A 24,377-nucleotide genomic window follows, 5' to 3' on the forward strand; every position below is an offset into this window, starting at 1 on the left:
GTGTTATTTTGTAAAGTTAAAAATGTGATCGGGCGTAATCACGGTGTCCATGGTGATGTCGCCCTCATATGTGTCTTCAATTTCGGGTACCGGTCCGAAGAAGCTAAGGCCTGTTTTACGGGCGGCGGGCCGGCACTGACGCAGAAACAGGTCGTACATACCCTTTCCGTAGCCTACCCGGTGCCCGTTTTTATCGAAGGCCAGCAATGGCACGAAGATAAGGTCGAGCTGTTCCGGTTCGATCAACTGGCCGCCTGCCGGCTCGGGAATACCAAAGCGGTTGGCGGTTATTTCAGTGGTACCTTCCCAAAGATAATGTAACATATGCCCGTTACTCAGGTCGGAACGGGAAATTACGAGGTGTATCTGCGGCTGCATTTCCTTCAGCCATTGTACGATCGCGTAAGTATCTATTTCCAGTTTACCGGCAATGGGCAGGTAGATGTGGAGGTATTGCACACCTGTGTAATCGAGCAGTTTGCATTGCTCCAGCAGCCGGGTGTTGAGCATAGCGGCAGTTTCCGGCAATAGTTCGAGGCGCTTTTGCAGGAATGTTTTCCTGAGATCTTTCTTCAGCGCGCTCATGCAGGAAAGTATTTTTCCAGTGAAGGTTTTAGCAACGCGGCCTGCTGTTGCACGAACGTTTTATCGGGCGCGGTAGTTTGTGGTATACGGCCTATACGCTGAATGCCGCTCCAGCGAATGATATCGGCTTCGTTCGTATGCTCATCGCCGTTAAATATCCAGCCAGCTATGGGAATATTAGCCTGCTGCAGTGCCATAGCGGTAAGCAGGCTGTGATTAATACTGCCGAGGTAGTTTTGCGCTACGATCACTGTGGAAGCGTTCAGTTTTTTTATAAAGTCGATAGTGAAAAGCGTATCATTCAGCGGCACCATTAGTCCGCCGGCGCCTTCAATCACCAAACACTTTGATTGTTGCAGTGCGGGGTGACCCATCAGCTTATCCAAAGAAATAACAATTCCTTCTCCCCGTGCGGCCAGGTGTGGCGAGGCGGGCATTTTGAGGCGGTATGCCTCATCCATACATAACCCGGCGTTGGAGATCAGTGATGCTACCGTTTCCTTGTCAGTAGCCTCTTCCAGTCCCGCCTGCACTGGTTTCCAGTAGTTGGCCTGTAGCGCTTCGGTTACCACTGCCGACACCAGCGTTTTGCCAATGCCTGTACCTATGCCTGTAATAAAAATCCGTTTCATCTGCGGGTCCATTGGGACAAATATAATTCATAAAAGAACTTTCCCGTAAATTCGTTGCCTAAGCGATTTGTTTATGAAATACTGTGCAAACATACTTGAAACAATAGGACATACCCCACTGGTGAAGTTAAACAGCGTAACGAAAGACCTGCCATGCACCGTGCTGGCCAAAGTGGAATTCTTTAACCCCGGCAACTCTATCAAAGACCGCATGGCGGTGCGTATGGTGGAAGAGGCGGAAAAAAACGGCCTGCTGAAGCCGGGAGGAACCCTGATCGAAGGCACCAGTGGCAACACGGGTATGGGCCTTGCGCTGGCGGCCATCATCAAAGGTTATCGCTGCATATTTACCACTACCGATAAACAATCCAAAGAAAAAGTAGATATACTTAAAGCTGTAGGTGCCGAGGTAATCGTTTGCCCCACAAACGTGGAGCCAGAAGACCCACGCTCCTACTACTCCGTAGCCGCCCGCCTGGCGAAAGAAGTTCCGAATTCATTCTATGTAAATCAATACGACAACCTCGCTAACCGCGATGCGCACTACGAACAAACCGGCCCTGAAATATGGGAGCAGACTGACGGTAAAATAACGCACCTCGTAGTGGCCACAGGTACAGGCGGAACGGTTACCGGCGCAGGTAAATACCTGAAGGAAAAGAACCCGGATATCCAGGTGTGGGCGATAGACAGCTATGGCTCGCTGCTCAAGAAGTTTCATGAAACAGGCCAGCTCGATATGAGTGAAGTGTATCCTTATATCACTGAAGGTATAGGCGAAGACTTTGTGCCTGAGAACTACGATATGAGCGTGATCGATGCTTTTGAAAAAGTGACCGACAAGGATGGCGCTGTAATGGCCCGCCGGATCACCAAAGAAGAAGGCATATTTGTAGGTTACTCCGCAGGTTCAGCCGTTTCCGGTTTGATACAGTTGAAACATAAGCTGAAAAAAGGCGATGTGGTAGTGGTGATTTTCCACGACCATGGCAGCCGCTACGTAGGCAAAGTGTACAACGACCAGTGGATGATGGAGCGCGGTTTCCTGGACGTTAAAACCGTGAAAGATGTGGTGAACGGCAGGCGTAACGTACCGCTCGTAACCATTTCTCCGGAGGAAAAAGTGAGCGACGCTATCGCCAAAATGAAGAAGTTCGACATCGAACACATTCCTATCCTGCTTAATAATGAAGTAGTAGGTGCCATCTCCGAAGGAGGTCTGTTCTCCCGCCTGATCGATCAGCCAGAGCTGAAAGATACGGCAGTGAAACATGTAATGCAGGCTTCATTCCCGGTGGTGACGCTGGACACGCCTATCGAAAAACTGACCATCTACATCAACAAAGAAAACGGGGCCGTACTTACCAAAGACGAGAGCGGCAACCATCACATCGTTACCAAATACGACATTATCCAGGCGCTTGGAAAATAAGATATTTACAGACCAGCTTGGGCGGAAAGTGGCGATCCCCTTTCCGCCTAAACGCATTGTTTCGGTCGTGCCCTCGCAAACGGAATTGCTTCACAGTCTTGGGCTGGATGAGGAAGTTTGCGGCATCACCAAGTTCTGTATACATCCGGCTGAATGGTTTCGTACCAAAACCCGCATCGGTGGGACCAAACAGTTGAATATCGAACAAATTACTGCACTGCAGCCCGATCTTATCATCGCCAATAAAGAAGAAAATCAAAAGGAACAGGTAGAAGCGTTAATGCAACACTTTCCCGTATGGGTTAGTGATATCAATACTTTAGAAGATGCATGTGCGATGATTGACGATGTGGGTGGTATAACAGGGCGTGTGGAAGAAGCACGGCGGTTGTGTTTAGAGATACAGCAACAGTTCAATAAGCTTTTGCCCATACCACCTATACCTACCGCATACTTCATCTGGCGCAACCCATGGATGGTAGCAGGTGGCGATACTTTTATACATCAAATGATGCAGCATTGCGGATTTCAGAATGTGTTCGCCCAAACGCCCCGTTACCCTGAGATTTCACCGGACATGTTAAGCGAAACGAAGTTGATTTTGCTTTCATCGGAACCGTATCCTTTTAAGGAAAAACATATAGAAGAAATAAGCAAATTCGCGCCCCGGGCCACTATACATTTGGTAGATGGCGAAATGTTTTCATGGTATGGCAGCCGCTTACTGGAGGCGCCAGCTTACTTTAACGAGTTGATACAGACACTACGCCACCGACAATCAATTATTTGAGGCAACCCTTCGTGAAAACTCACCGTAAGCATTTGAAAATGCAATTATGGAAAGAAGGAAGTTTATCTCGAACGTGGGCATCACGTTTGCCCTGGCCTGTGCCGGCGGGTTAGCAGCATGCAGCAAAGGTGGTAGCGACGATGATCCGGGAGGAGGTGGTGGTGGCGGCACTACGCCAAAGCTGACAGTTGACCTGGCGAGCCAGCTTACTACACCGGGCGACTTTACTATCGGCGGTGGTGTTATTCTCATTCGAACTGCTGCAGGCAACACGGCCGCTTCTTTCTCCGCCTTGTCGAGTACCTGTACGCACCAGGGCTGTACATTATCGACTTACAACAGCGGCAGTGCACAAATTGAATGCAATGCTCCCTGCGGGCATGGCAGCCGTTACAGCAATACTGGCGCCGTAGTTACCGGCCCAGCCACAGCAGCGCTCAGCAAATACACGGTAGAAATCAATGGTACCACGCTCACTGTAAAATAGCCAATAGTTTAGCACTCATCAAACGGACCATGCTTTCCGTTTAATAGTGGGCCGGCTGCCGATAGGACTTGTGTATAGCGGCCGGCTCTTCTTAATTTTCACCAGGTGCAACCAAAGGATTACATCCAGCTTCGTGCGCTATTTGCGCCGCTTCTTCGATAAAAATAATCAACAGGAAAAATCAGGCAGATGTGCCAACTGCTACATCCCGAAAGCTTTGTCCAAAGCTTTTACTACAGTTTGGGGACTGTTTTTACCCGGCATCACCACGAAGGGATATTCGTCTACAAACTCCAGCTTTTTAAACTCCGGTAGCCGGAATATGTTCATTTTATCGATGAAGGCCCGCTCATCCCGGCCATAAAAACGGATATACTTGGTATGCGTTACCGTTACCTCGTACATCGTTTTCTTGTCGTGGTGAACAAGGCTGAAAGTAAGTGCCGCATCTTCTGAAAGGGCTGTTTTGTGAGGGTATAAACCGGCTAATGCTTCCATTTTATGCATGGGTAACGTGCTGGCTGGCTCCTCCGTACCGTAAGTGCAACAAACCGTATCGGGTAAAAATTCAGTGAGTGAAATGAATACCTGCCACAGCCTGTCGTTATTTACGTTAATGCACGCCTCAAACCTGAAAGGTAGTAAGGCAGAGGCATTCATCCTTACCACAAAACCTTCTTTGATGGGCGCATGCGCCCGTCTTTCCATGAGCTCATGGCCATTGGCACGGTGTTCCAATTCATCGACATGTGGAATACGGATGGTAGGTGCGAGTACTAACATAACTTAAAGATAGCCATATTCTTCAAACAACTACTCTACATGCCGCCTTACATTCCAGATGCGCATCAGGCTGTCGCCCTCCTTTTTGCTGAGTTTTAGGGGACCTGTGGTGTCAGAGCTTTTGATGTAGGTGATGTTCCAGGGCAACAAACTATCGTACGCATAGCTTATCAGCAGTTCTTCACGGAATGCTGAGTCTTTCAGAAAATGTACGACCCGGTCTTCTTCCAATGTAATCTGATGATCGCGCAGTGTTACACTTTTGGACTTGCGGTAACCGGTGTCGCTGTCGAATACCGTGTCGGCGCTGCTCCATATGATATGTGTATCGCTGCTGTCTTTTGCTTTCCACGAATGCGGGAGCGTCATGAGTTTGCGTTTGCTGCGTTCGGGGTTATAGGCAGTACCGTAAGTTTCCTTGACAGGAAAAAGTTTGTACCAGTATACCTTTCCGTTGAAGTATAACAGGATGGCGAGCGCGCCGAGTATTATATAAAGTATCGTTTTCAAATGAGGGCCGGGTTAATTGGATAACTAAATTAACCCGGCGCACTGTTATGGAAAGGCAGTCGTTTTATAGTACGAGCAATGTGCGTACGCTTTTCTGGCGGCCGTCGATGATGAGATATACATAAAACAGGCCTTTGCCCAGTTTCTGGTTGAGACCTGTGAGCGAATGTAGGTAGGTGCCTGCGACCTGCCGGCCTTTATTTACCTGGTGTCTGATGTTTCCGCTTACATCGGTAACGTATAGCTGAATGTTTGCCGGTGTGGTAAGTTTATAGGCGACCAAAGCGTTCGCGGACGTCGGGTTAGGGAATACCTGATAGTCAATGCGCGATGGATCAACATCTTCAATGGCGGTTACCAGCGGTTTCACTGTATAGCTGTTTACCACGGGGCTCAGGCAGCCAAGTGCATAGGTTTTTTCGAGTCGCGTAGTGTAAGTGCCAGGAGATGCCTGGTTATGGAAAATTTTACCGCCATTGTCAAACTCTGTCCCATCGCGGTACCAGTGTATAATGTCCCTGTCGTACTCTATGTTCGGAAATACGGTAGCCCGGATGTTATTCTCCCGCGTGTTCAGCGAGTCAATTTTTACCATAACGTGGTTGCCCTTCCAGCTGATCGTCATCATGTCATACACCGTACAGCCCGTTTCTCGTGCAGTAGTGGCCAACATCCGGTATTGGCCGGCAGCTGCGCCCCTCGTATATTGCTTTACTAGTGAAACGCTATCCCCGTTAAACCATGTATATTTATTGCCCGGCACTGGAGTAATGCGCAAGGTTAAGGTATCCCAATAACAAATGTCGGTAGATACTATATTGCCGAAAGACGTGGATGGATAAACACCTACCAGGCTTTTGTAACTGTCAGATAATCCGGAATTGCCCTCATCTTCGAGCTTATAATATACGCGGCCACCAACTCCGCCCAGTGGCGATTGTTCCTTTTTGATCTGATAATATAGGGAATCCGCACGTATGCCGGTTGCCACCTGTTTGTAGCTGGTGCCATCATCACTCGAAGCACTTAGTTTTAGGGTGCCGGTTAGGTTGGAACTCCAGGTTAGCGTAACCTCTCCCGCACCGCAAAGTCGATCGTACTGTGACTTATCAATAGCTAAAAAGGGAGGTGCCGGTGCTACATTACATGATAAACAGGTGTTATTGAAGGTCAGCTTAGCTAAAAAGAAAGTAATATCGGGGCCAAACTGGTAGCCTAATAGTTCGCTGGATTTTGTAGAGCCACTTATCCAAAGGTTACCACAATCATCCGCCTTCGCGTAACCACTGTAGTCATGCAGCGCATTACCGGCGACGGTTATTTCGTAAGGTGTGCCGTCGGTTCCCAACGAAGCAAGGACCATGTCACCATAACCATAACCACGAACGCCTTTTGACGTCGCGGTGTTTTCGTATATGGACGATATCACTTTCCCTGCCTGGGTCTGATGCCAGGGCCGATGCTCGCGGGTGTCGGTGATGCCCCACACATAAAGCCGGTTGTTATAGATGGTAATGCTTTCCGGCCGTAAGCCACTACCCTGCCGCTGCCAGATTAACTGGCCGTCTTTACTGAAGCGGCATATATAAAACCGTCCGAAGCCGCGCATGGAATCTGCCAGTTGGGCTGTGGCAGCATAATAACCACCATCCTGATCGAAGCAGTATGCAAGCGCTTTAAAGGGACGTTTAGTACCGTTATCCATGAAGAATACAGGTAACATATGTGTCACTTTTCGCAGGATGGTATCGTATTTCACTAATACATCGGGCATCGTAACCGGATTCCCCCCGGGCGATATATTGTCCCATTTCTCGTTGCTATAGCTGGTCGGGTCTATTTTGATGGCCATGGAAATGGTGCCGTCATTCTCTGCACGCGCGGGGGCAAAGCGGTCGGCGTATTGCTGGCCGTCGGACCCCGACATTTGTTCATATATCGATGCTTCGCCTGTGGGATAAGTGCTAAAGTCAAGCATGTCCATATCTGTGGTGAGATGTACGACGGTTTTTGCCCAGCGCCCCCCGGCCGAAGTGATCTTTTTACCATTGAAAGTGTAAGACTTACCACCCTTGTCGCTAAACACCAGGTACAAATCTTTCCTTTTGCCCATGATAATAGCTGAAGAACCTAGCTGGTCATCCCAATCGTCGTCTGACAACTGCCTCACCCATACAATATGCCCGGCGGCATCCAGTTTCATCAGGAAGTTGCCCGGATCATCGGAATATTCCGGGATGGTGTTAGGGTAAATTTCTCCTTTAGGATAATCGAAGTCTATTTTATGCCCGGACAGGAATACATTTCCATAGTCGTCTACACCAATCCTTTCAGTATGCATATGGGGATTTGAGTAGTGTGAGTCTGCCTTTTCGCGCTTCCATAATAGTTTGCCTGAGGCAGACCATTTGGCCACAAACCAGCCGGCTTGTCCCATGTTGTTGGGCGCCTCTACTGGTGTGGCCCGCAGGTAGCCGCAGACGTACCTGTTTCCTTCGCGATCAAACGTAATGTCGCGGGTAATGTATTGGTAATATTTATGAACGAATGTATCAACACTACATAATTGTGTGGTGACATAGTTGGCCAAACTGTCGCGGGTAATGTGTACATAGTTATCTACAGCGCTTACACAGCCTTCTTTTGTTGTAACAGTCATTTTTATATTCTTGGTACCGCCGGAGGTAAAGTACACATCCGGCTTCATAAGAGAAGTGCTGTCGCGTTTAACAAATCCACTGCTGTCCGATGACCATACGGCTGCGACGCCGTTTTGAGAAATGCCTGTCAATGGAATTTGTTCGCTGCCAAACTGGTATGCATTAGCAATAGTAAATGCAGGGTCAGCTACCCGCCTGATGGCTTTTACGTCTCCTGCGGAGTAAACGGCATCACAGGTGTAATTAGGGTCTTGCATCATCACCCTTGCCGACCATCCATACAGCCCATGGCCTACACTCTGTCCATAGGGATAACGGCTGGGGTCACATAAAACGGCGATTTCGCCCCCAGTGCCGTTCACCTTCTCTCCGCCATCAAAAAAGTATTGCAGTCCGGGTTTAGAATTCCTGATATAAATGGGCAGCATTTTATCTGCGCAAATGGTATCTGTCGCCGGGCGCATAGCAGGGAATTGCTGTATAGAAAATTTATGCAGCATAAAGCTGTTCTTTACTTCGCGGTTGCCGCATGTGCCCAGCGATTCTACTGTTACGACGTCCAGCAATACCGTATCCTGGATCGGAATCATCACCGCAAACCCCGGATCGTTAGAATACGTTTTATCGAAAACACCATTAATGTACACGCGGTGGTACCGGTCATATCCGCCACCCGTGACCTTAAAAAAGGCGCTTTCATTCATACAGAACCTGGTTTTGTTCACCGTTACCTGCAGTGGTTTGATGGTATCGAGCAGGCGATATGTTTTAGTGATCGAGTCGCTATCTGCGCCCTGTACCGCTACAAGTTTCATTGTGTCCACTGTTTGCGGCATCCCCCTATATATGTAGTTGTAATCGGTACTTACCAATTGCCCGTTCAGGTACCATTTAAACGCATATTGACGTGGCGAGGCGTTATTGGTTTTTACCTTCGCACTGCTACAGAATTCGTCCGTTATCATCTCAAACTTCAAGAGCAATTCCAGGCTGCCGCCGCCGTTATCAGTACGCATCAATACACCATTGTGGCCGCCCGCCATGAGCACATTGTCGTATTTCTTTATTACGTAGTAGCCATCCTTCGAAACGCTGGTCTTCATTTTTTGCCAGGTGATCCCCCCGTCAAGCGTTTTTAAGATATGCAAGCCTCCGTTACCTGTGGCGTACCCGGTTAAGCGATCTGTGAATACAATGTCACCGCCAGACCCGTCAAAGGAGTCATTTGACACTTCCTGCCAGGAGCGTCCGCCGTCGGTTGTCATTTTTACAAACGCAGCCCCGGCTGCATAGCCATTAAGCTTATCGATGAAGTAAACTTTGTCTGCAGTCTGCCTGCTAATCTCCAACCAAGAGTCGCCGCCGTTCGTGGTTTGCAGCATCCTGTTTTTGCCTGTAACCCAGCCTGTTTGCTCATCAAGAAAGAAGATGCCATAGAAATCCTCATCTATATTCTGGAAAACTTTCGTCCAGCTGGCACCGCCGTTTTTAGAGCGCAGAATACAGTCTTTCCTGCTCACAAATCCGGTATTCCTGTTAACAAAGCAAATATCCTGTACACCGATGCTCATCTGGCTGCCCTGGGGCACATCCTCATGAACAATGTTCCAGGATGCCCCTGCGTCCGTTGATCTTATAATTAAAGGTTCTGCCAGGAACTGGCCCGCAGCCACAATAGTGTTTTTGTCCGGCGCATATAGATGTCGCACCCTGAACAGTAGATTGTGAATTGAGTCAAGGCCCTTAAATGTGCTGAAATGCTTTACTGTAAGGCCTGTGTCTGCAGTAAAAGCTACAGTTCCATTATAAACGATGTAACCCTCTGCCTGGTTATAAAAATGGAAGTCCAATACAGACCCTATTTCAGGTGTTCCTACCTTTTTCCATTGTGCTACGGAGGGGTGGGCAGCTGAGAAGCATATTATAATAACGAAAAACAAGCTCGTAAAAGCGCTACGGTCAAACGAACAACGAAAATTGAATTTACTCACGATACTAAAATTAGGTATACCAGGGATGCGTCTGTTTCGTCCGCAAAACTAGCGAAGTCTGTTAAATTCCCCTCAAATATTCTGGAAAGCCGGTATGCAGGTTGTTTCTAAGTCACATTCGGACACAAAATCAAAACATTATAAATCTTCCATTCAGATGCTTATATTTGCCATCCAGATTTTTAACCTAATAGATTATTATGGGAAAATACACTTCCGGCGTATTATTCGGGGATGAGCTCGAAGCGCTTTACAATGATGCAAAAGACAAGGGATTTGCAATGCCCGCAGTGAACGTTGTGGGTACCAACTCTGTGAACGCAGTATTGGAAACCGCTGCAAAAGTGAATTCCCCAGTGATTATCCAGTTCTCTAACGGTGGTGCGCAGTTCTTTGCCGGTAAAGGCATGCCTAACGATAAGCTTCAGGCTAACATCTCAGGCGCTGTTTCCGGTGCCAAGCACGTACATGAGGTGGCTAAACATTATGGTGTTCCGGTAATTCTGCACACCGACCACGCGGCTAAGAAATGGCTGCCATGGATCGACGGTCTGCTGGATGCCGGCGAAACTTTTAAACAGCAAACCGGTCAGCCCCTGTTCAGCTCTCACATGCTGGACCTGTCTGAAGAGCCTATCCACGAGAATATCGAAACTTCCAAAGTTTACTTCGAAAGAATGAATAAACTGGGAATGAGCATAGAGATCGAACTGGGCGTAACAGGTGGTGAAGAAGACGGCGTAGACAACTCCGGCGTTGAAAATTCCCTGCTGTACACGCAGCCCGAAGATGTGGCTTATGCTTACGAAACCCTTAGCCAGGTTGGCACCCGCTTTACGGTAGCTGCTGCTTTCGGTAACGTACATGGCGTTTACAGCCCTGGTAATGTGGAACTCCGCCCGATTATCCTGAAAAACAGCCAGGATTTCGTAAAAGAGAAATTCAAGACTAAATCTGATAAACCTGTATACTATGTATTCCACGGTGGTTCAGGTTCTGCTAAAGAGCAGATTGCTGAAACCCTGGGTTACGGTGTAATCAAAATGAACCTGGATACAGATATGCAGTGGGCATTCTGGGAAGGTATCCTCGGCTACTACAAAGCTAAAGAAGCTTTCCTGCAGGCGCAGCTCGGCAACCCGGATGGTGCCGACAAGCCTAACAAAAAATACTACGATCCGCGTGTTTGGCTCCGCAAAGGTGAAGAAACCTTCGTGGCCCGCCTGGAAGAAGCGTTCAAAGATCTGAACTGCATCAACCGTAACGCGTAATCATAACAAGACTACCGGCCCCATGCAACACTCTTGCATGGGGCTTTTTGATACCCTCTACCATATTGAGATAATCGAAACAAAACATATATAATTGCCTTTTAAATAGGTGCTTAATTTCCCACACAGCTATATTTCTCCAATTTGGAAGCTCGGGAAATGAATTTAATTGTATCTTGCACCACTATTCTTTAACCTAATAGCACAACAAACTCAAGTATGAGCTGGTTTAAGCGGATCAAACAGGGCATTTCAACGTCGACAAGTGAGAAGAAGGAAGCACCGGACGGGCTGTGGCACAAATGTCCTAACTGTAAAAAAACCGTTACTGTAAAAGACCTGAAGGAAAACCTTTACGTTTGCGATAAGTGTAATTATCACAACCGTATCAACTCAAAGGAATATTTCGAGATTATTTTTGATAACGGCGAGTGCGAAGAGCTTTTCGCCAACATTTACCCTAAAGACATGATGGGCTTTAAGGACCTGAAACCTTACGATGCCCGCCTGAAAGAGGCACAACGTAAAACGGGTCTTTCTGATGCCATGAGAGTTGGCGCTGGTAAAGTAAATGGTTATGGTCTTGTGGTTTCCTGTATGGACTTCCAGTTCATCGGTGGATCTATGGGCTCTGTAGTGGGTGAAAAAATTGCCCGCTCCATTGATTATTGCATTGCCAACAAAATGGGCCTCCTTATCATCTCCAAATCAGGCGGTGCCCGTATGATGGAAAGCGCTTTCTCCCTCATGCAGATGGCTAAAACATCTGCCAAGCTTACACAACTGGCTGATGCAAAACTTCCTTACATCTCCCTGATGACCGACCCTACCACTGGCGGCGTTACTGCGTCTTATGCCATGTTGGGCGATATCAACACCGCCGAACCGGGCGCATTGATCGGTTTTGCCGGGCCAAGGGTTATTAAGGAAACCATCAAAAAAGACCTGCCCGCAGGTTTCCAGAGTGCCGAATTCGTGTTGGACCACGGCTTCCTGGACTTTATTACAGACAGAAAGGAGTTAAGACAGCGTTTAGCAACGCTCCTGGAGCTCTTCTCAAAATAAAACTGAGTATAAGGTCCATGTGTATCACATGGGCCTTTATTTTTTACAAGACATGGCAGAATTAAAAAACAGGTCGGCATATTTCGAATTCGCGATTGAGACAAAACTCGTCGCCGGCCTGGTATTGACTGGAACGGAGATTAAATCGATCAGGGGCGGAAGGGTTAGTTTTAATGATAGTTTCTGTTACTTCTCCAAAGGCGAACTGTATGTGAAAAGCCTGCACATCGCAGAATATTCGCACGGCACGTACGCCAATCACGATCCCCTGCGCGAACGTAAGCTGCTGCTTACCAAACGTGAATTGCGCAAGCTGGAAAACAAGATCAAGGAAAGAGGTTACAGCATTATCCCGCTACGCATGTTTATTACAGATGCCGGCTACGCCAAAATGGAAATTGGCCTCGGTAAAGGTAAAAAGCTGCATGACAAACGCGACTCCATTAAACAGCGGGAAGCCGATCGCGAGCTGCGCCGCAATTTTAAGGTATAAACGATTTAAAAGATCTTTACATCAACGCCCGTTATCAACCCAAAAATGTTGCGCGGGCGTTTATTATATTGCTAAATCAAGGAATTATGTTGAGTACCCCTCTGCCTTCTCCCTTAAACGAACAAACCTACGACCTATGAAAACAGCATCCCTGGTAAGGTACCTGGGTATCTTCCTCCTTACTTTAGTATTTGCCTGTAAATCGGGCGAAAAATCCTACAATCGCGGGCAGTACGACGAGGCGGTACGTCTTTTCGTAAAAAAGCTACAGAAACGGCCTAACGACGCCACCGCACTTTCGCTGCTGCCACAGGCTTACCAGGCCTCGCTCGAAACCCGGGAGGCCAACGTTAAAAGCCTTATGGTATCTAATAATTCACTTAAATGGGAACACATTCGTGCAGAATACCGCGCGTTGCAGAACCTCTATTATATTATCCAAAGCTCTCCAGCCGCTATGCGGATAGTGAAGCCGAAGGATTATTCCAGTGCCATTACCGGCGCACAGGAAAATGCGGCAGAAGCCCGTTACGGCCGTGGTGTTGAACTGCTTGGTCGGGGCGACAAGGCCAGTGCCCGTAAGGCTTACGCCGAGTTTCAGGCCACGCTCAACCTGGTACCCAACTTCCGGGATGCTGAAAAACTGATGAACGAGGCATTTAATGCCGGCACTATCTATGTAGCCATTTCACAGCTGCAAATGCGCTCCCCTATCTTCCAGTTTTCCGCCGACCAGTTCCGCGATGTTTTGTTAAGAGATTTGCAACAACGCAACCTTGATCGCTTTGTTTTGTTTATAGATGAAAGGGAGGCCCGCAGTAAGAACCTGCGCCCCGATCATTACCTGGAACTGTTATTTTATGACTTCGTGGTGGGGCAAACGTATGTAGACCGTTTCCAGAAAGAAGTGTCGAAAGAAGTTGTAGTAGGGCAAACGAAAGAACGCGACACTACTGGTAAAGTAATCAGCAAAGATGTATGGGGCACCGTTAAAGCAACCGTATTCACCACTAAAAAAACGGTTACTTCCAGCGGCATGATGGATTACCGGATCACCGAAGTGGAAGGCAACCGCCTGTTACGCAGCAATCGTGTACCCGGGCAGTTCGTATGGGTAAACCAGTTCGGTTCATTTAAGGGTGACGAAAGGGCTTTGAGTGATGAAGATAAACGACTGATGACTGGCCGTGACCTGTTGCCACCGCCGCCACAGCAACTGTTTACGGAAATGACAAAGCCTATCTATGATCAACTGGCAAGGGAATTGCAATCGTATTACAACAACATATATTAGCAAACCAAAACGGTAACTCATGAAAACTTTGATCGTAGCGCTTACAGCCCTTATACTCGGCAGTTGCGCATCCTCTAAAAATGGTGGTGCTTCCGAGTCGGCACTATATGAAAAAGAATGGAAACTGACGGAGTTAAATGGGAAGCCTGTTCCTGCTTCCGGGGAAAAAACGCCCTCTATCACCTTTACAAAAGAGGGCGCTAAAGTATCAGGTTATGCTGGTTGCAACCGGATGATGGGTACTTTTAAAGTAGAAGGCAAAGTGCTTACTTTTTCCCCGCTGGCCGCTACAAAAATGGCTTGCGCAGGTAGCAATGTAGAAACGGAGTACCTGAGTACACTGGCAAAAGTTAATGCTTTCATGATAGCGGAAGGCACACTTTCCCTGGAAGAAGGCGAAACTGTAATAGCAAAGTTTAAGTAATTTCTTTTTAAGGAGATAAGTGAAAGGCCGGGCATAAAAATACCCGGCCTTTTCATATTAAAAACAACAGAATCTCAACCTAATACTCCCTGGTGGTGTTCCCACAACCTGGAGTACAGTGCTTTTTTGGCCATCAGCTGGCTATGTGTACCCTCTTCGGCCATCACACCTTCCTGCAACACCACGATTTTGTCTGCATTCATCACCGTACTTAAACGATGGGCAATTACGATGATGGTTTTACCGCCATCGCGTAAGGCCTGCATGGTGCGTTGTACGTATTGATCGCTAACAGGATCGAGCGAAGACGTAGCTTCGTCGAGTATCAGGATTTCAGGATTGCGGTAAATAGCGCGGGCAATAGCCAAACGTTGACGCTGGCCGCCGGAAAGGTTAGCGCCATGTTCGCCGAGGCGCGTGTTAAAGCCATCGGGGAGTTTTTCGATGAACTCCAACAAGCCAAGGTGTTGCGATACAAGGAGCGCACGCTGCATGTTTGGCTCGAATTCACCCACCGCTATATTTTCCAGGATAGTACCCGCAAACAGGTCGATTTGCTGTGGCACCACGCTTATACGGCGGCGAAGACTTTCATTTTCGATGTATTTGATATCGAGGTTGCCGATCGATATATGCCCATCCTTTAAAGGATAAATATTTTGCAACAAAGCCATCAGCGTCGATTTGCCGGAGCCACTCTCTCCTACTACGGCTGTTATTTTTCCTTTGTCAACATGAAGATTAAACCCTTTAAACACCTCTTTACGGCTGCCATATCTGAACGATACATTAGTAAAATTAATGTCGCCCGTCATTTCAGGTGTTAGTGTCACCTTGTTCGCCACTTCTTCCTGTTCCAAATCCATGATCTCGAACAGGCGGTCGGCGGCAATAAGTGCATCCTGCATACTTTTATTAGCGCCAATAAGGCTCATGGCCGGACCCGTGAAATAGCCAAGGATTGCGTAAAATGAAAGCAGTTCACCCGGACTCAGTTGCCTGTCGATCACAAACAACGAACCGGCCCACAACAGCACGACCACGAACACGCCGGTTGCGAAATTGGCAGCATTACCGATGTACAGGTTGTTCAGCGTAGTATAATAAATTGTTTTTAGCAATTGTATAAACTTCGACTCCGTTTTCACATTTGCATATTCCTCCAGTCCGAAACGTTTGATCGTACCAGCGGAATTGAGTGACTCAACCAACTGGCTGCCCAGTTCTGCATTATCTTCCATCAGTTTACGCTGCATCTTTTTATTCACGTGATTACTGATGCGATAGATCACGAAATAGATAGGCACGATCGCCATCATGATCAGCGCCAGTTTCCAGTAGTAAGTAAACATCAGGCAAAAGGAGAAGAATACGATGAATACGTTTACGACAAGGCTTACAGCCACATCGTTCACAAATACACGGATCTTCACAGCATCGTTGATGCGCGAAGTGATTTCGCCCACACGCATGGTATCGAAGAACTGTTGCGGTAGTTTTAGCAGGTGTTTGTAGTAACCGAGGATCAACTGTGCGTCAATCTGCTGGCCGGTTTTAAGGGCGAAGATGCTTTTCAGGCTGCCGATGTATAATTGTAAGGCCAGTATGCAAAGCATGATGATACCCAGCAGGTTCAACAGGTTTTTATTTCCCTCTACCAATACATTGTCTACGATTTTCTGCACGTAAATTGAGGTCGACAAACCGAGTACGGTGTACAACATGGCACCGAACAGTGTTTGCAGGGTTACTGCCTTGTGTGGTTTTAACAGGTACCAGAAACGTTGCAGGTTCGATATCTTTTCATTGCCTGGCGTAAATGTTTCGCCTGGCAGCAGGAGTATCAATACGCCCGTCCACATCTGCTTAAAGTCTTCGGGCTTTATTTTATGCAGTTCGCCATCAGCCGGGTCCATTACTACAATGGCTTCGGGCGTAACGCGGTAAATGACCACGTAATGATGCAGCACCTCTTTGAGTACTACATGTGCGATAGCTGGTTTGGGTATATTTTGCAAAGCCTCGAACGGCCCTTTAACGCCTTTGGCCTGGAAACCCAGTTTACCGGCGGCTTCTATCATACCCATTACGTTCGTTCCCTTACCATCGGTGTAGGCATACTGCCGGATGCGGGCAACCGGCATTTCGAGATTATAATAGGCGGCAACCGAGGCCAGGCAGGCAGCGGCACAGTCGCTGATGTCGCGTTGCTTAACGAGGGCACTTTTCTTTACTTTCCGGATGGTTTGCTGGCTCATATGTTATCCTTTACGGGTATTTGGGTTCATCCAATCGTCGGCTTTATCGTATAGTAACTGGAATAAACTGCGTTGGGTGAGAATAAAGCGGGCTTGTAAAGTCATCCCCTTTTTAAGGTTACCTTTTACGCCGTGGGCAGTTTCAACGGCCGGACTGTTAAATTCGCAGCGCACTTTAAACACCGGCTGGTTGTCGACCAGTGTAAAGTCGTTATCTACCGACAGTACCTTTCCTTCTACCAAACCCCATTCGTTGTAATTAAACGCATCCACCTGGAATTTGGCTGGCATGCCTTTACGCAGGTAGGCTATATCGCGTGGAGTAACATAACATTCGGCGATGAGATTGGAATCGGGCGAGATAACCCCCAGCAGCTCGCCACTCTGCACATTTCCGCCGGCATAACGGCCGCTGAATTGCTGGATGGTACCGCTTACAGGGGCTTTGATCAGGTTCCATTCCTGCTCCTTTTGTAGTTCTTTGGTATCGGCCTGCAGGCGGCTGCTTTCCATGCGGAAACGGCCAAGCTCTTCCTGCCAGGCGCTGCGTTGTTGCTGTACGGTGGAGTTGTATACCGCCTGTACCCTTTCGTACTCGAACTTTTTATCGTGCAGTTCCTTTTGGGCCACCACCTTATCGGCGTACAATGTGCTGTAAATGTCAAGGTCGTTACGCAGTTTCTTTAGCGTGGCCGACTGCTCAGCCAGGGTTGCCTGAAAGCGCTGATACTGCTGGCGGTACAAGGCAGATTGTAGTCCCCCGCCACCACCGGAGGCGAGGATGGCAAGGTCGTGAATATAAGCTTCACGCTGGCTGATCTCGTAATTAGCCTGTATGAGGCGGCCTTTACTCACGTCTTCCTGCAAACGCATCAGCACCTGTCCTTTTTGTACCTTTTGGCCTTCAGTTACCAATACTTCTTCGATGGTACCGGCCACCATCACACGTAATTCGTTCTTCTCCGTAACAGGACGCACTAAACCTGCGGCCTTTACAGACACATCTACTTTAATAAATGGTAAAAGAAGAATGGTAAGGAGTACTGCCGATAAAACAGCAATATAAATAACCTGCGTACGGACTTTTACGCGCGGCAGCCAGGTGTGTACTGAGTTTTGTACGACCTCGACGGGAAAGAGTTGCGGCATTTAGTATTCGGTTTAAGCAAATGAACATTTATCCGGCTATGCCGGAATGGTTACAATAACAGATCATTGCTTAAACGGTTTAAATAGTAGGCTGTATGCAATTTACTATTTTAATTGAAATTGCCAAGAAATTGAGCGGAAACTGTCAGGCTGGTTAGTCAATACGGGTGTAAAGTATTTTGGGGACAACGCACTTTCATACTCTCTATACTCTCAGCATACTCTCGCCATACTCTCTCACAAATTGAAAAACGACAATTGCGACAATCCGCGGCAATCACGACAGTTCCCGACACCGCACTTGGAGAGGGCCGCTCCACCCCTTACCTTTACATTGTTGCCGGAGAAAGGTTAAACAAACGGCGTGACCAAATACTCAACATGAAAAAATATAAACTGCACATACACATCATTTTACCTGTCGCGCAAAAACATTTCGCTATATGAAGCGCGTCCTGTCTGTCATACTCAGCCTTTTGTTATCCGGCATCGCTTCCGCGCTGCCGAAAGAGATTCCTCTTACCCTGAGCCGATTTTACCAGGTGGTAAGTTCCACCAAAAGCCTCCATGAGCTCATCGACCATGACATTAATACTCGTCCTGAACCAACCTGGCACCTGCTGGCCTACCCGGCAGAAATACGTTACGAATTCCCGAAGGAGATGGGTGTAAGTATATCACAGGTGCGTTTTTACGATGGCATGGGTACCGCCGAAGGCAGGCCGTTCAAACTTTACGTGATTGCGCCTGACAGCTGGAAAAAGACACTAATCGCCACCTTCACCGGCGATGCGTACAATGAATGGGTGACGGTTAACCTGAAAGCGCCGGTAAAAGCCCGGTACCTGGTGATCGAAAAAGGAAATCTCTTTCCTAATGAGATGCAGTTAATGGGCGATTTTAAGCCTTATAAAGAGCCGGAACTCCCCGCGCCACAACATAAGCCGTTCAGCTATTTCCTGGGCGTTAACGGGTTTGAATGGAACGTTTTAAAGGACCCGGCGAACGAGGTGACGTTCGGAGAAATTGACGAATCAAAGTTCGAACTGCTAAAACCACTGACGGCCTTCCGGCATTATATGGACTGGGAAAAACTGGAACATAGTCCGGGTAAGTATACTTTTAGTCCAACCCGCTCGGGCGCCTGGGATTACGACCGGATGTATGAGGCCATGAAAAGCAATAGCATAGAGATCCTCGCCTGTTTTAAAACGATCCCCGAATTCATCATCAACACATATCCCGAAAAGGACCGCGATTATGGGAATGTACCAACCCGCTACGGGCTTGATCTGACAAAGCCCGTTTCCTATATCGAACAGGCACGGGCGGTGTTTCAGTATACGGCGCGTTACGGCAGCAATAAAAACGTAGATCCCAGATTGGTAAAAGTGGACTTTAAACCTCAGTTTGGTCCGGGCACACGGGCGAATGAGCGTAAAATAGGCTTAGGGCTGATACGGTACATTGAGTGCGATAATGAACGTGATAAGTGGTGGGCGGGCAGAAAGGCATACCAAACGGGGCGGGAATATGCCGCCAACCTCTCCGCCTTCTACGATGGCGATCAGGGCCGCCTGGGCCCCGGAACGGGCGTTAAAGCGGCCGATTCGACCTGCCAGGTGGTAATCGGCGGCATTGCTGCTGCTGAACCTGATTATATACGGGCGATTATCGACTGGTGTAACGAATTCAGAGGCGGAAATCTGTGTTTTGACGTGATTAATTACCACCAGTACGCCAACGATGCCGGTTCAGTGCAATATGGCGAGGCTAAAACAGGCATGGCACCCGAAGTGGCACGGCTCGGCGATATTGCAGACAAGTTCCTGGAACTTTCTCACCGCTATGCAGGCGGCCGGGAAATATGGGTAACAGAGTCCGGATACGATATACACCAGGAGTCGCCGCAGCATGTACCTGCCGTGGGAAAACGAAGCGTATTACAAACCCAGGCCGACTGGATACTCCGCACCTCCCTGCTTTATTCGAGAAAAGGCATCGATCGCCTGTTCTTTTACCAGTTGTTTGATGATAATGCGGGGCAATCCTGCCAATTCTGCACCACCGGGCTGGCCGACGAGGCGGCAAGGAAGCGGAGGCCTGCCCTCGACTTCCTGATGCAGGCCAATGCGCTGATCGGAAATTGTGTATATACCTCCTCCCAGAGTAATAACCCGGTGGCCGACCTTTACACCAACAACGAAAAAAAGATATATGTACTTTACTCCCCTACAGAGGCCGGGAAAGAAATTTCTTTTACCCTCCGGTTGCCAGCCGGTACAAAACAGGTAAAACTGCACCGTTTGGCAGAAGGGCAGCGTGTTACAACTACGCAAAGTATTTCGGTGGAGAATGATAAATTGTCGTTAATACTTACAGAAATTCCGGTATTTATTGAATTATAATTTGGCATGTCCGTTTATAAAGACTACATTCGCATCCATAATTTTAATTCAATTTATCAAATGAACACAAAATTCATTGGAACTGTAAAGTTCTTCAACGAAACAAAAGGCTTTGGCTTCATTAAACATGAAGAAACTAACAAAGAAACTTTCGTACATGTAACAGGCCTCGTACACGAGATCCAGGCAGACGACCGCGTAGAGTTTGAATTGCAGGAAGGTAGGAAAGGCGAGAATGCCGTTAATGTAAGGCGTATTGACTAAGTTTAGCTTAACGATACCTTTTTGGAAAGCCGGTTCTTGGACCGGCTTTCTCTTTTATACTACTTGATCAGTCCCCTCTTCATTGCTTCCTTCACCAAACCCGCGGTATTTTTAACCCCCAGCTTTTGCACGATATTAAAACGATGTGCTTCCACGGTGCGCAAACTGATATATAATTCATCGGCTATTTCGTGGTTGTTATATTCCGCCGCGATCAATCGTAAAACATCTTTCTCCCGGTTCGTTAAAGGTATTTCATAACGGCTTGTACGCTGCCCCGTTATTGCTTCATGTAATAATTTCTGTTGTATCTGTTCATCAAGAAATTGTTTGCCGTCCATTACTTTATAAATGGCTTCCAGTATGGTATTATGATCCGTGTTTTTTAGTACGTAACCCATCGCACCATTTCTGATAATCTGACGTACGTAATGTGCATCGTCGAGGCTGGTCAATACAATCACTTTTACCTGCGGATAATCTTTCACGATCATCCTGCATAACTCAATTCCGGAGATGTCCTGCAACTGTATATCCATCAGTACGAGATCGGGAGGCTCCGTGGCGAGGCAGGCTACAAGCGCGAGACCGCTGTTAGTTGTAAAACCGATATCTATACCGGGAACTCTGCCCAGTCTCGATTTTAATCCGTCTATTACTATGGGGTGATCATCTACTAAATAAATCTTAACCGGCATCATAAAATACTGCTTTGTGGTTTCCGTAGTGTGGGGTATATGCAATATTAGCTGATGCAAAAAAGATTATCGTACGTGTAAACACTTAGCTCTAAAAATAGGTGATCCATACAATATACCACAAAACGTGCGCCCTAGTTTTGCATATGGAACCATCAGTGGATACTGAACAATCTAAACCTGCCAATGAAAGACGCTGGCCCATCTATCTGAAGTGTAGCAATAGCAGTTTAAATCACCTTAAATGACAACCAAAATGAAAAAACAACTGGCTGGAGTGTTTACAATGCTATGCCTTACATTGTCCATTGTATTGCATGCCCAGCAAAAAAAAGTTACAGGAACTGTAACCGATCGTAACGGCGCCGTACTCCCCGGCGCAACTGTTACCGTTAACAAAGGCAAAACAGGCACCGTTACCAACACGGAAGGCAAATTCGAAATCGCTGCCCCGGACGATGGTAATGTTACCATCAACTTCACCGGCTACAAATCACAAACGGTTAAAGTAGGCGCATCTGGCGAAGTAAATGTGAGTTTACAGGAAGATGTGGCGAAACTGGATGAGGTAATTGTTACCGGCCTGGCTACCACCGTAAAACGCCGTAACCTGGCGAACGCGGTAGCTACTGTATCTGCTAAAGAATTATCGGGCACAGCGCCTGCACAAACTTTTGATGCGGCACTGAACGGAAAAATTACCGGCGCTAATATTGTTGCCAACTCTGGTGCGCCTGGCGGTGGTATTTCGGTAAAACTAAGGGGTGTTACTACGTTCTATGGTAGTACAGAACCATTGTACGTGATCGACGGCGTAATCATAAGCAACCGCGCAGTGTCTGGCGGTCTTAATGCTGTTACTGCCGCAGGTGGCGGCGCTCCCACCTCCGACCAGGATAACGCTCCGGGCAGGATAGCGGACATCAATCCTGCTGATATTGAAAACATAGAAGTCCTGAAAGGTGCTTCTGCTTCGGCCATATACGGTTCGCAGGCGGCTGCGGGTGTGGTGGTTATTACTACCAAAAAGGGACGCGCAGGCAAAACAAAAATAAGCCTGAACCAGGACCTCGGCGTAATATCTGTTCGTCACTTACTGGGTACACGCGAACTGAACGAAGACCGTGTTCGCGAACGTACACGCTGGCGCCTGGCCGATTACCAGGCTGCCGTGGCTGCAGGCAAAATATATGACTATGAGAAAGAGTTGTATGGCAACGATGGATTTACGCGTAATACATCACTGAGCGCCAGCGGTGGTAACGAAAAAACAACGTTTCTGTTTAGTGCAGGCAACAAAGATGAAGATGGCATCATCAAACGCACTGGTTATGAAAACAGCAGCGTTAGGGTGAATGTGGATCATCGCCTGTCAGACAAAGTGAAGATAGGTCTCACCTCTACTTACATCCGCAGCTCCACCGACCGTGGCATTACCAATAACGACAACCGCGGTGTTACCTTCGGTGTAGCCCTCTCCACTACACCATCGTTCATGGAATTACATCCCAACGAAAACGGTATTTATCCCCGCAACCGTTACGCATCTTCCAATCCATTGGAAACCCGCGACAAAATGCGGAACAATGAACTGGTAAACAGGTTTGTAGGCGGTGTTAATCTCGAAGCTACTTTACAGCAATCTGCTTTATCTACCACCCGGTTTATTGGCCGTGCGGGCGTGGATTATTTTAACATGAAGTCCATGTTGCTGTTCCCTTCTACCCTGCAATTCCAAAGTATTACACGCGGACAAAACGTACAGGGTAATGCCAACAACCTCTTTACTAACTGGTCGGCCTTCCTGGTAAATACGATCAGCACTAAAAGTAACCTGTCGTTTACCAGCACCTTAGGTCTTACACACGAAACCGGCAACTTCGATCAGATACTGAACGTGGCTACACAGCTAATCGGCGAACAAACGAGTCTTGACCAGGCCGGCGCCATTGATGTAACGCAGTCACGTACCAGTTTCCGTAACGATGGTTTGTTCGTGCAGGAGGAAATATCCATCAAAGAATTCCTGAACCTTACCGCCGGTATACGTTTCGATAAATCGACCAACAACGGTGATCACGAAAAATATTACCTGTTCCCCAAAGCTAACATCGCCTGGAACCTTACCAAAATGGCAGGCTGGAGCAACAGTATATTAAACGACCTGAAGCTGCGTGTAGCCTATGGCGAAGGCAACGGGTTACCTACATTTAACAGCCGGTTCACCACACTCACCGGCAGTAATATTGGCGGCAAACCAGGTTCCGCTATCTACTTTGTATTGGGTAACGAAAACATTGAACCAGAAAGACAAACAGAACTGGAAGGTGGTGTAGACATCAGTTTCCTCGATGGTAAAATTTCACTGGAAGCTACCTACTACAACAAAGTAATCCGTAACATGCTGTTACAGGCCGAACCTCCCGGCTCTACAGGTTTTGCGGTAGAATGGATCAATGGCGGCAAACTGCGTAACCGCGGACTGGAATTAGGTCTGCGTACTGTTCCGGTAAGTACTAAAAACATCCGCTGGGGCTCTAACCTGAACGTATGGTTTAACCGCTCTACCGTACTGGAATTAAACACCCCTGCTTTTGATCCCGGTGGTTCGTTCGGCGCAACGTACGGCACCTACTTTGTAGAGGAAGGAAAACCAGCCACACAGATCATTGGCGTAATAGATGCGGAAGGTAATACCGCACAGGTAGGTAACTCAGAGCCCGACTTCCAGGCCAGCTGGTTTAACGAAGTGACCCTGTTTAAAAACCTTAGCCTGCGTTTCTTCTTCCATTGGAAAAATGGTGGCGATAACGTAAACCTGACTCAGTTGCTGAACGATGGCGGTGGTACCAGTGCCGATTTTGATGTATTGGAAGCCAATGGTCAAAAACGTGGACGCAACCGGTTAAACGGGTTCTCCTCTTACGTACAGGATGCCAGTTACCTGCGCCTTCGTGAGCTGGGGCTGTATTACCGCTTGCCGTTAAACCTCAAATTCATGGAAGGTATTACCATCGGCGCATCTGCCAACAACTACTTCACATGGACTAAATACAAAGGCTACGATCCGGAAGTGTCCAACTTCGGTACAGGCTTTTCTACTGGTATAGACGTGGCGCCATACCCTGCTACGAAACGTTTGCAGTTCCACCTTGCCTTTAATTTCTAACACAGGAACTTAAA

The 24,377-nt window shown here is 47.7% G+C and carries 19 protein-coding genes; 11 read left to right on the top strand and 8 right to left on the bottom strand.

The window, feature by feature from the left end; genetic code table 11:
- Positions 1-3: 3 nt before the first annotated feature.
- Positions 4-585 carry a 5-formyltetrahydrofolate cyclo-ligase gene (locus QZT80_RS16475; protein WP_295124300.1) on the bottom strand — a complete coding sequence of 194 codons (582 nt, stop codon included), beginning with the start codon at positions 583-585 and terminating at the stop codon, positions 4-6.
- On the bottom strand, positions 582-1,217 hold the full coding sequence (bioD, locus tag QZT80_RS16480; protein WP_295124303.1) for a dethiobiotin synthase: 636 nt from the start codon (positions 1,215-1,217) through the stop codon (positions 582-584). The genes QZT80_RS16475 and bioD overlap by 4 nt, the downstream gene beginning before the upstream one ends.
- Before the next feature lie 73 nt (positions 1,218-1,290).
- On the opposite strand from bioD, the gene QZT80_RS16485 reads away from it, so the two are divergent.
- The 3 genes from QZT80_RS16485 to QZT80_RS16495 are packed head-to-tail and all read left to right on the top strand — an operon-like array spanning position 1,291 to position 3,926.
- A complete protein-coding gene (locus QZT80_RS16485; RefSeq protein ID WP_295124306.1) occupies positions 1,291-2,649 on the top strand; it encodes a pyridoxal-phosphate dependent enzyme in 1,359 nt (452 codons plus the stop codon).
- On the top strand, positions 2,639-3,439 hold the full coding sequence (locus tag QZT80_RS16490; protein ID WP_295124309.1) for an ABC transporter substrate-binding protein: 801 nt from the start codon (positions 2,639-2,641) through the stop codon (positions 3,437-3,439). The genes QZT80_RS16485 and QZT80_RS16490 overlap by 11 nt, the downstream gene beginning before the upstream one ends.
- A gap of 46 nt (positions 3,440-3,485) precedes the next feature.
- Positions 3,486-3,926 (top strand): Rieske (2Fe-2S) protein, encoded by a 441-nt coding sequence (locus QZT80_RS16495; RefSeq protein WP_295124312.1) that lies wholly within the window; start codon positions 3,486-3,488, stop codon positions 3,924-3,926.
- 201 nt (positions 3,927-4,127) lie between these two features.
- Here the strand turns inward: QZT80_RS16495 and QZT80_RS16500 are convergent, their stop codons facing one another.
- The 3 genes from QZT80_RS16500 to QZT80_RS16510 form a co-directional block, all read right to left on the bottom strand.
- Positions 4,128-4,709, bottom strand: a complete 582-nt coding sequence (locus QZT80_RS16500) for a hypothetical protein (protein WP_295124314.1) — start codon at positions 4,707-4,709, stop codon at positions 4,128-4,130.
- Between the two features lie 30 nt (positions 4,710-4,739).
- A complete protein-coding gene (locus QZT80_RS16505; RefSeq protein ID WP_295124316.1) occupies positions 4,740-5,219 on the bottom strand; it encodes a hypothetical protein in 480 nt (159 codons plus the stop codon).
- Positions 5,220-5,283: 64 nt separating this feature from the next.
- On the bottom strand, positions 5,284-9,588 hold the full coding sequence (locus tag QZT80_RS16510) for a YCF48-related protein (protein ID WP_295124319.1): 4,305 nt from the start codon (positions 9,586-9,588) through the stop codon (positions 5,284-5,286).
- A 482-nt stretch (positions 9,589-10,070) separates the two neighbouring features.
- On the opposite strand from QZT80_RS16510, the gene fbaA reads away from it, so the two are divergent.
- From fbaA to QZT80_RS16535, 5 genes are all read left to right on the top strand, one after another.
- A complete protein-coding gene (gene fbaA / locus QZT80_RS16515; RefSeq protein WP_295124321.1) occupies positions 10,071-11,141 on the top strand; it encodes a class II fructose-bisphosphate aldolase in 1,071 nt (356 codons plus the stop codon).
- Between the two features lie 219 nt (positions 11,142-11,360).
- Positions 11,361-12,206 carry an acetyl-CoA carboxylase, carboxyltransferase subunit beta gene (gene accD / locus QZT80_RS16520; RefSeq protein ID WP_295124324.1) on the top strand — a complete coding sequence of 282 codons (846 nt, stop codon included), beginning with the start codon at positions 11,361-11,363 and terminating at the stop codon, positions 12,204-12,206.
- 52 nt (positions 12,207-12,258) lie between these two features.
- Entirely contained in the window at positions 12,259-12,699 is a 441-nt protein-coding gene (gene smpB, locus QZT80_RS16525) for an SsrA-binding protein SmpB (protein ID WP_295124326.1), read from the top strand.
- A 136-nt stretch (positions 12,700-12,835) separates the two neighbouring features.
- The gene (locus tag QZT80_RS16530) at positions 12,836-13,993 is read left to right on the top strand and encodes a hypothetical protein (RefSeq protein WP_295124329.1); all 1,158 of its coding nucleotides are present in this window, start codon (positions 12,836-12,838) and stop codon (positions 13,991-13,993) included.
- 19 nt (positions 13,994-14,012) lie between these two features.
- Positions 14,013-14,417: an META domain-containing protein gene (locus QZT80_RS16535; RefSeq protein ID WP_295124332.1), complete on the top strand. Its 405-nt coding sequence runs from the start codon at positions 14,013-14,015 to the stop codon at positions 14,415-14,417.
- A 74-nt stretch (positions 14,418-14,491) separates the two neighbouring features.
- Here QZT80_RS16535 and QZT80_RS16540 read toward each other — a convergent pair whose 3' ends face one another.
- A complete protein-coding gene (locus QZT80_RS16540) occupies positions 14,492-16,675 on the bottom strand; it encodes a peptidase domain-containing ABC transporter (RefSeq protein WP_295124335.1) in 2,184 nt (727 codons plus the stop codon).
- Positions 16,676-16,678: 3 nt separating this feature from the next.
- Positions 16,679-17,824: an HlyD family efflux transporter periplasmic adaptor subunit gene (locus QZT80_RS16545; protein ID WP_295124338.1), complete on the bottom strand. Its 1,146-nt coding sequence runs from the start codon at positions 17,822-17,824 to the stop codon at positions 16,679-16,681.
- Positions 17,825-18,267: 443 nt separating this feature from the next.
- On the opposite strand from QZT80_RS16545, the gene QZT80_RS16550 reads away from it, so the two are divergent.
- Positions 18,268-20,232 (top strand): hypothetical protein, encoded by a 1,965-nt coding sequence (locus QZT80_RS16550; protein ID WP_295124341.1) that lies wholly within the window; start codon positions 18,268-18,270, stop codon positions 20,230-20,232.
- A 60-nt stretch (positions 20,233-20,292) separates the two neighbouring features.
- Entirely contained in the window at positions 20,293-20,496 is a 204-nt protein-coding gene (locus QZT80_RS16555) for a cold shock domain-containing protein (protein WP_295124344.1), read from the top strand.
- Positions 20,497-20,555: 59 nt separating this feature from the next.
- On the opposite strand, the gene QZT80_RS16560 is transcribed toward QZT80_RS16555, so the two are convergent.
- On the bottom strand, positions 20,556-21,197 hold the full coding sequence (locus QZT80_RS16560) for a response regulator transcription factor (protein ID WP_295124347.1): 642 nt from the start codon (positions 21,195-21,197) through the stop codon (positions 20,556-20,558).
- A 253-nt stretch (positions 21,198-21,450) separates the two neighbouring features.
- Here QZT80_RS16560 and QZT80_RS16565 point away from each other — a divergent pair, with 253 nt between their 5' ends.
- Positions 21,451-24,363 (top strand): SusC/RagA family TonB-linked outer membrane protein, encoded by a 2,913-nt coding sequence (locus QZT80_RS16565; RefSeq protein WP_295124350.1) that lies wholly within the window; start codon positions 21,451-21,453, stop codon positions 24,361-24,363.
- The last annotated feature ends 14 nt before the right edge of the window (positions 24,364-24,377 follow it).

Source organism: uncultured Chitinophaga sp. (assembly GCF_902168175.1).
Lineage (GTDB): Bacteria > Bacteroidota > Bacteroidia > Chitinophagales > Chitinophagaceae > Chitinophaga.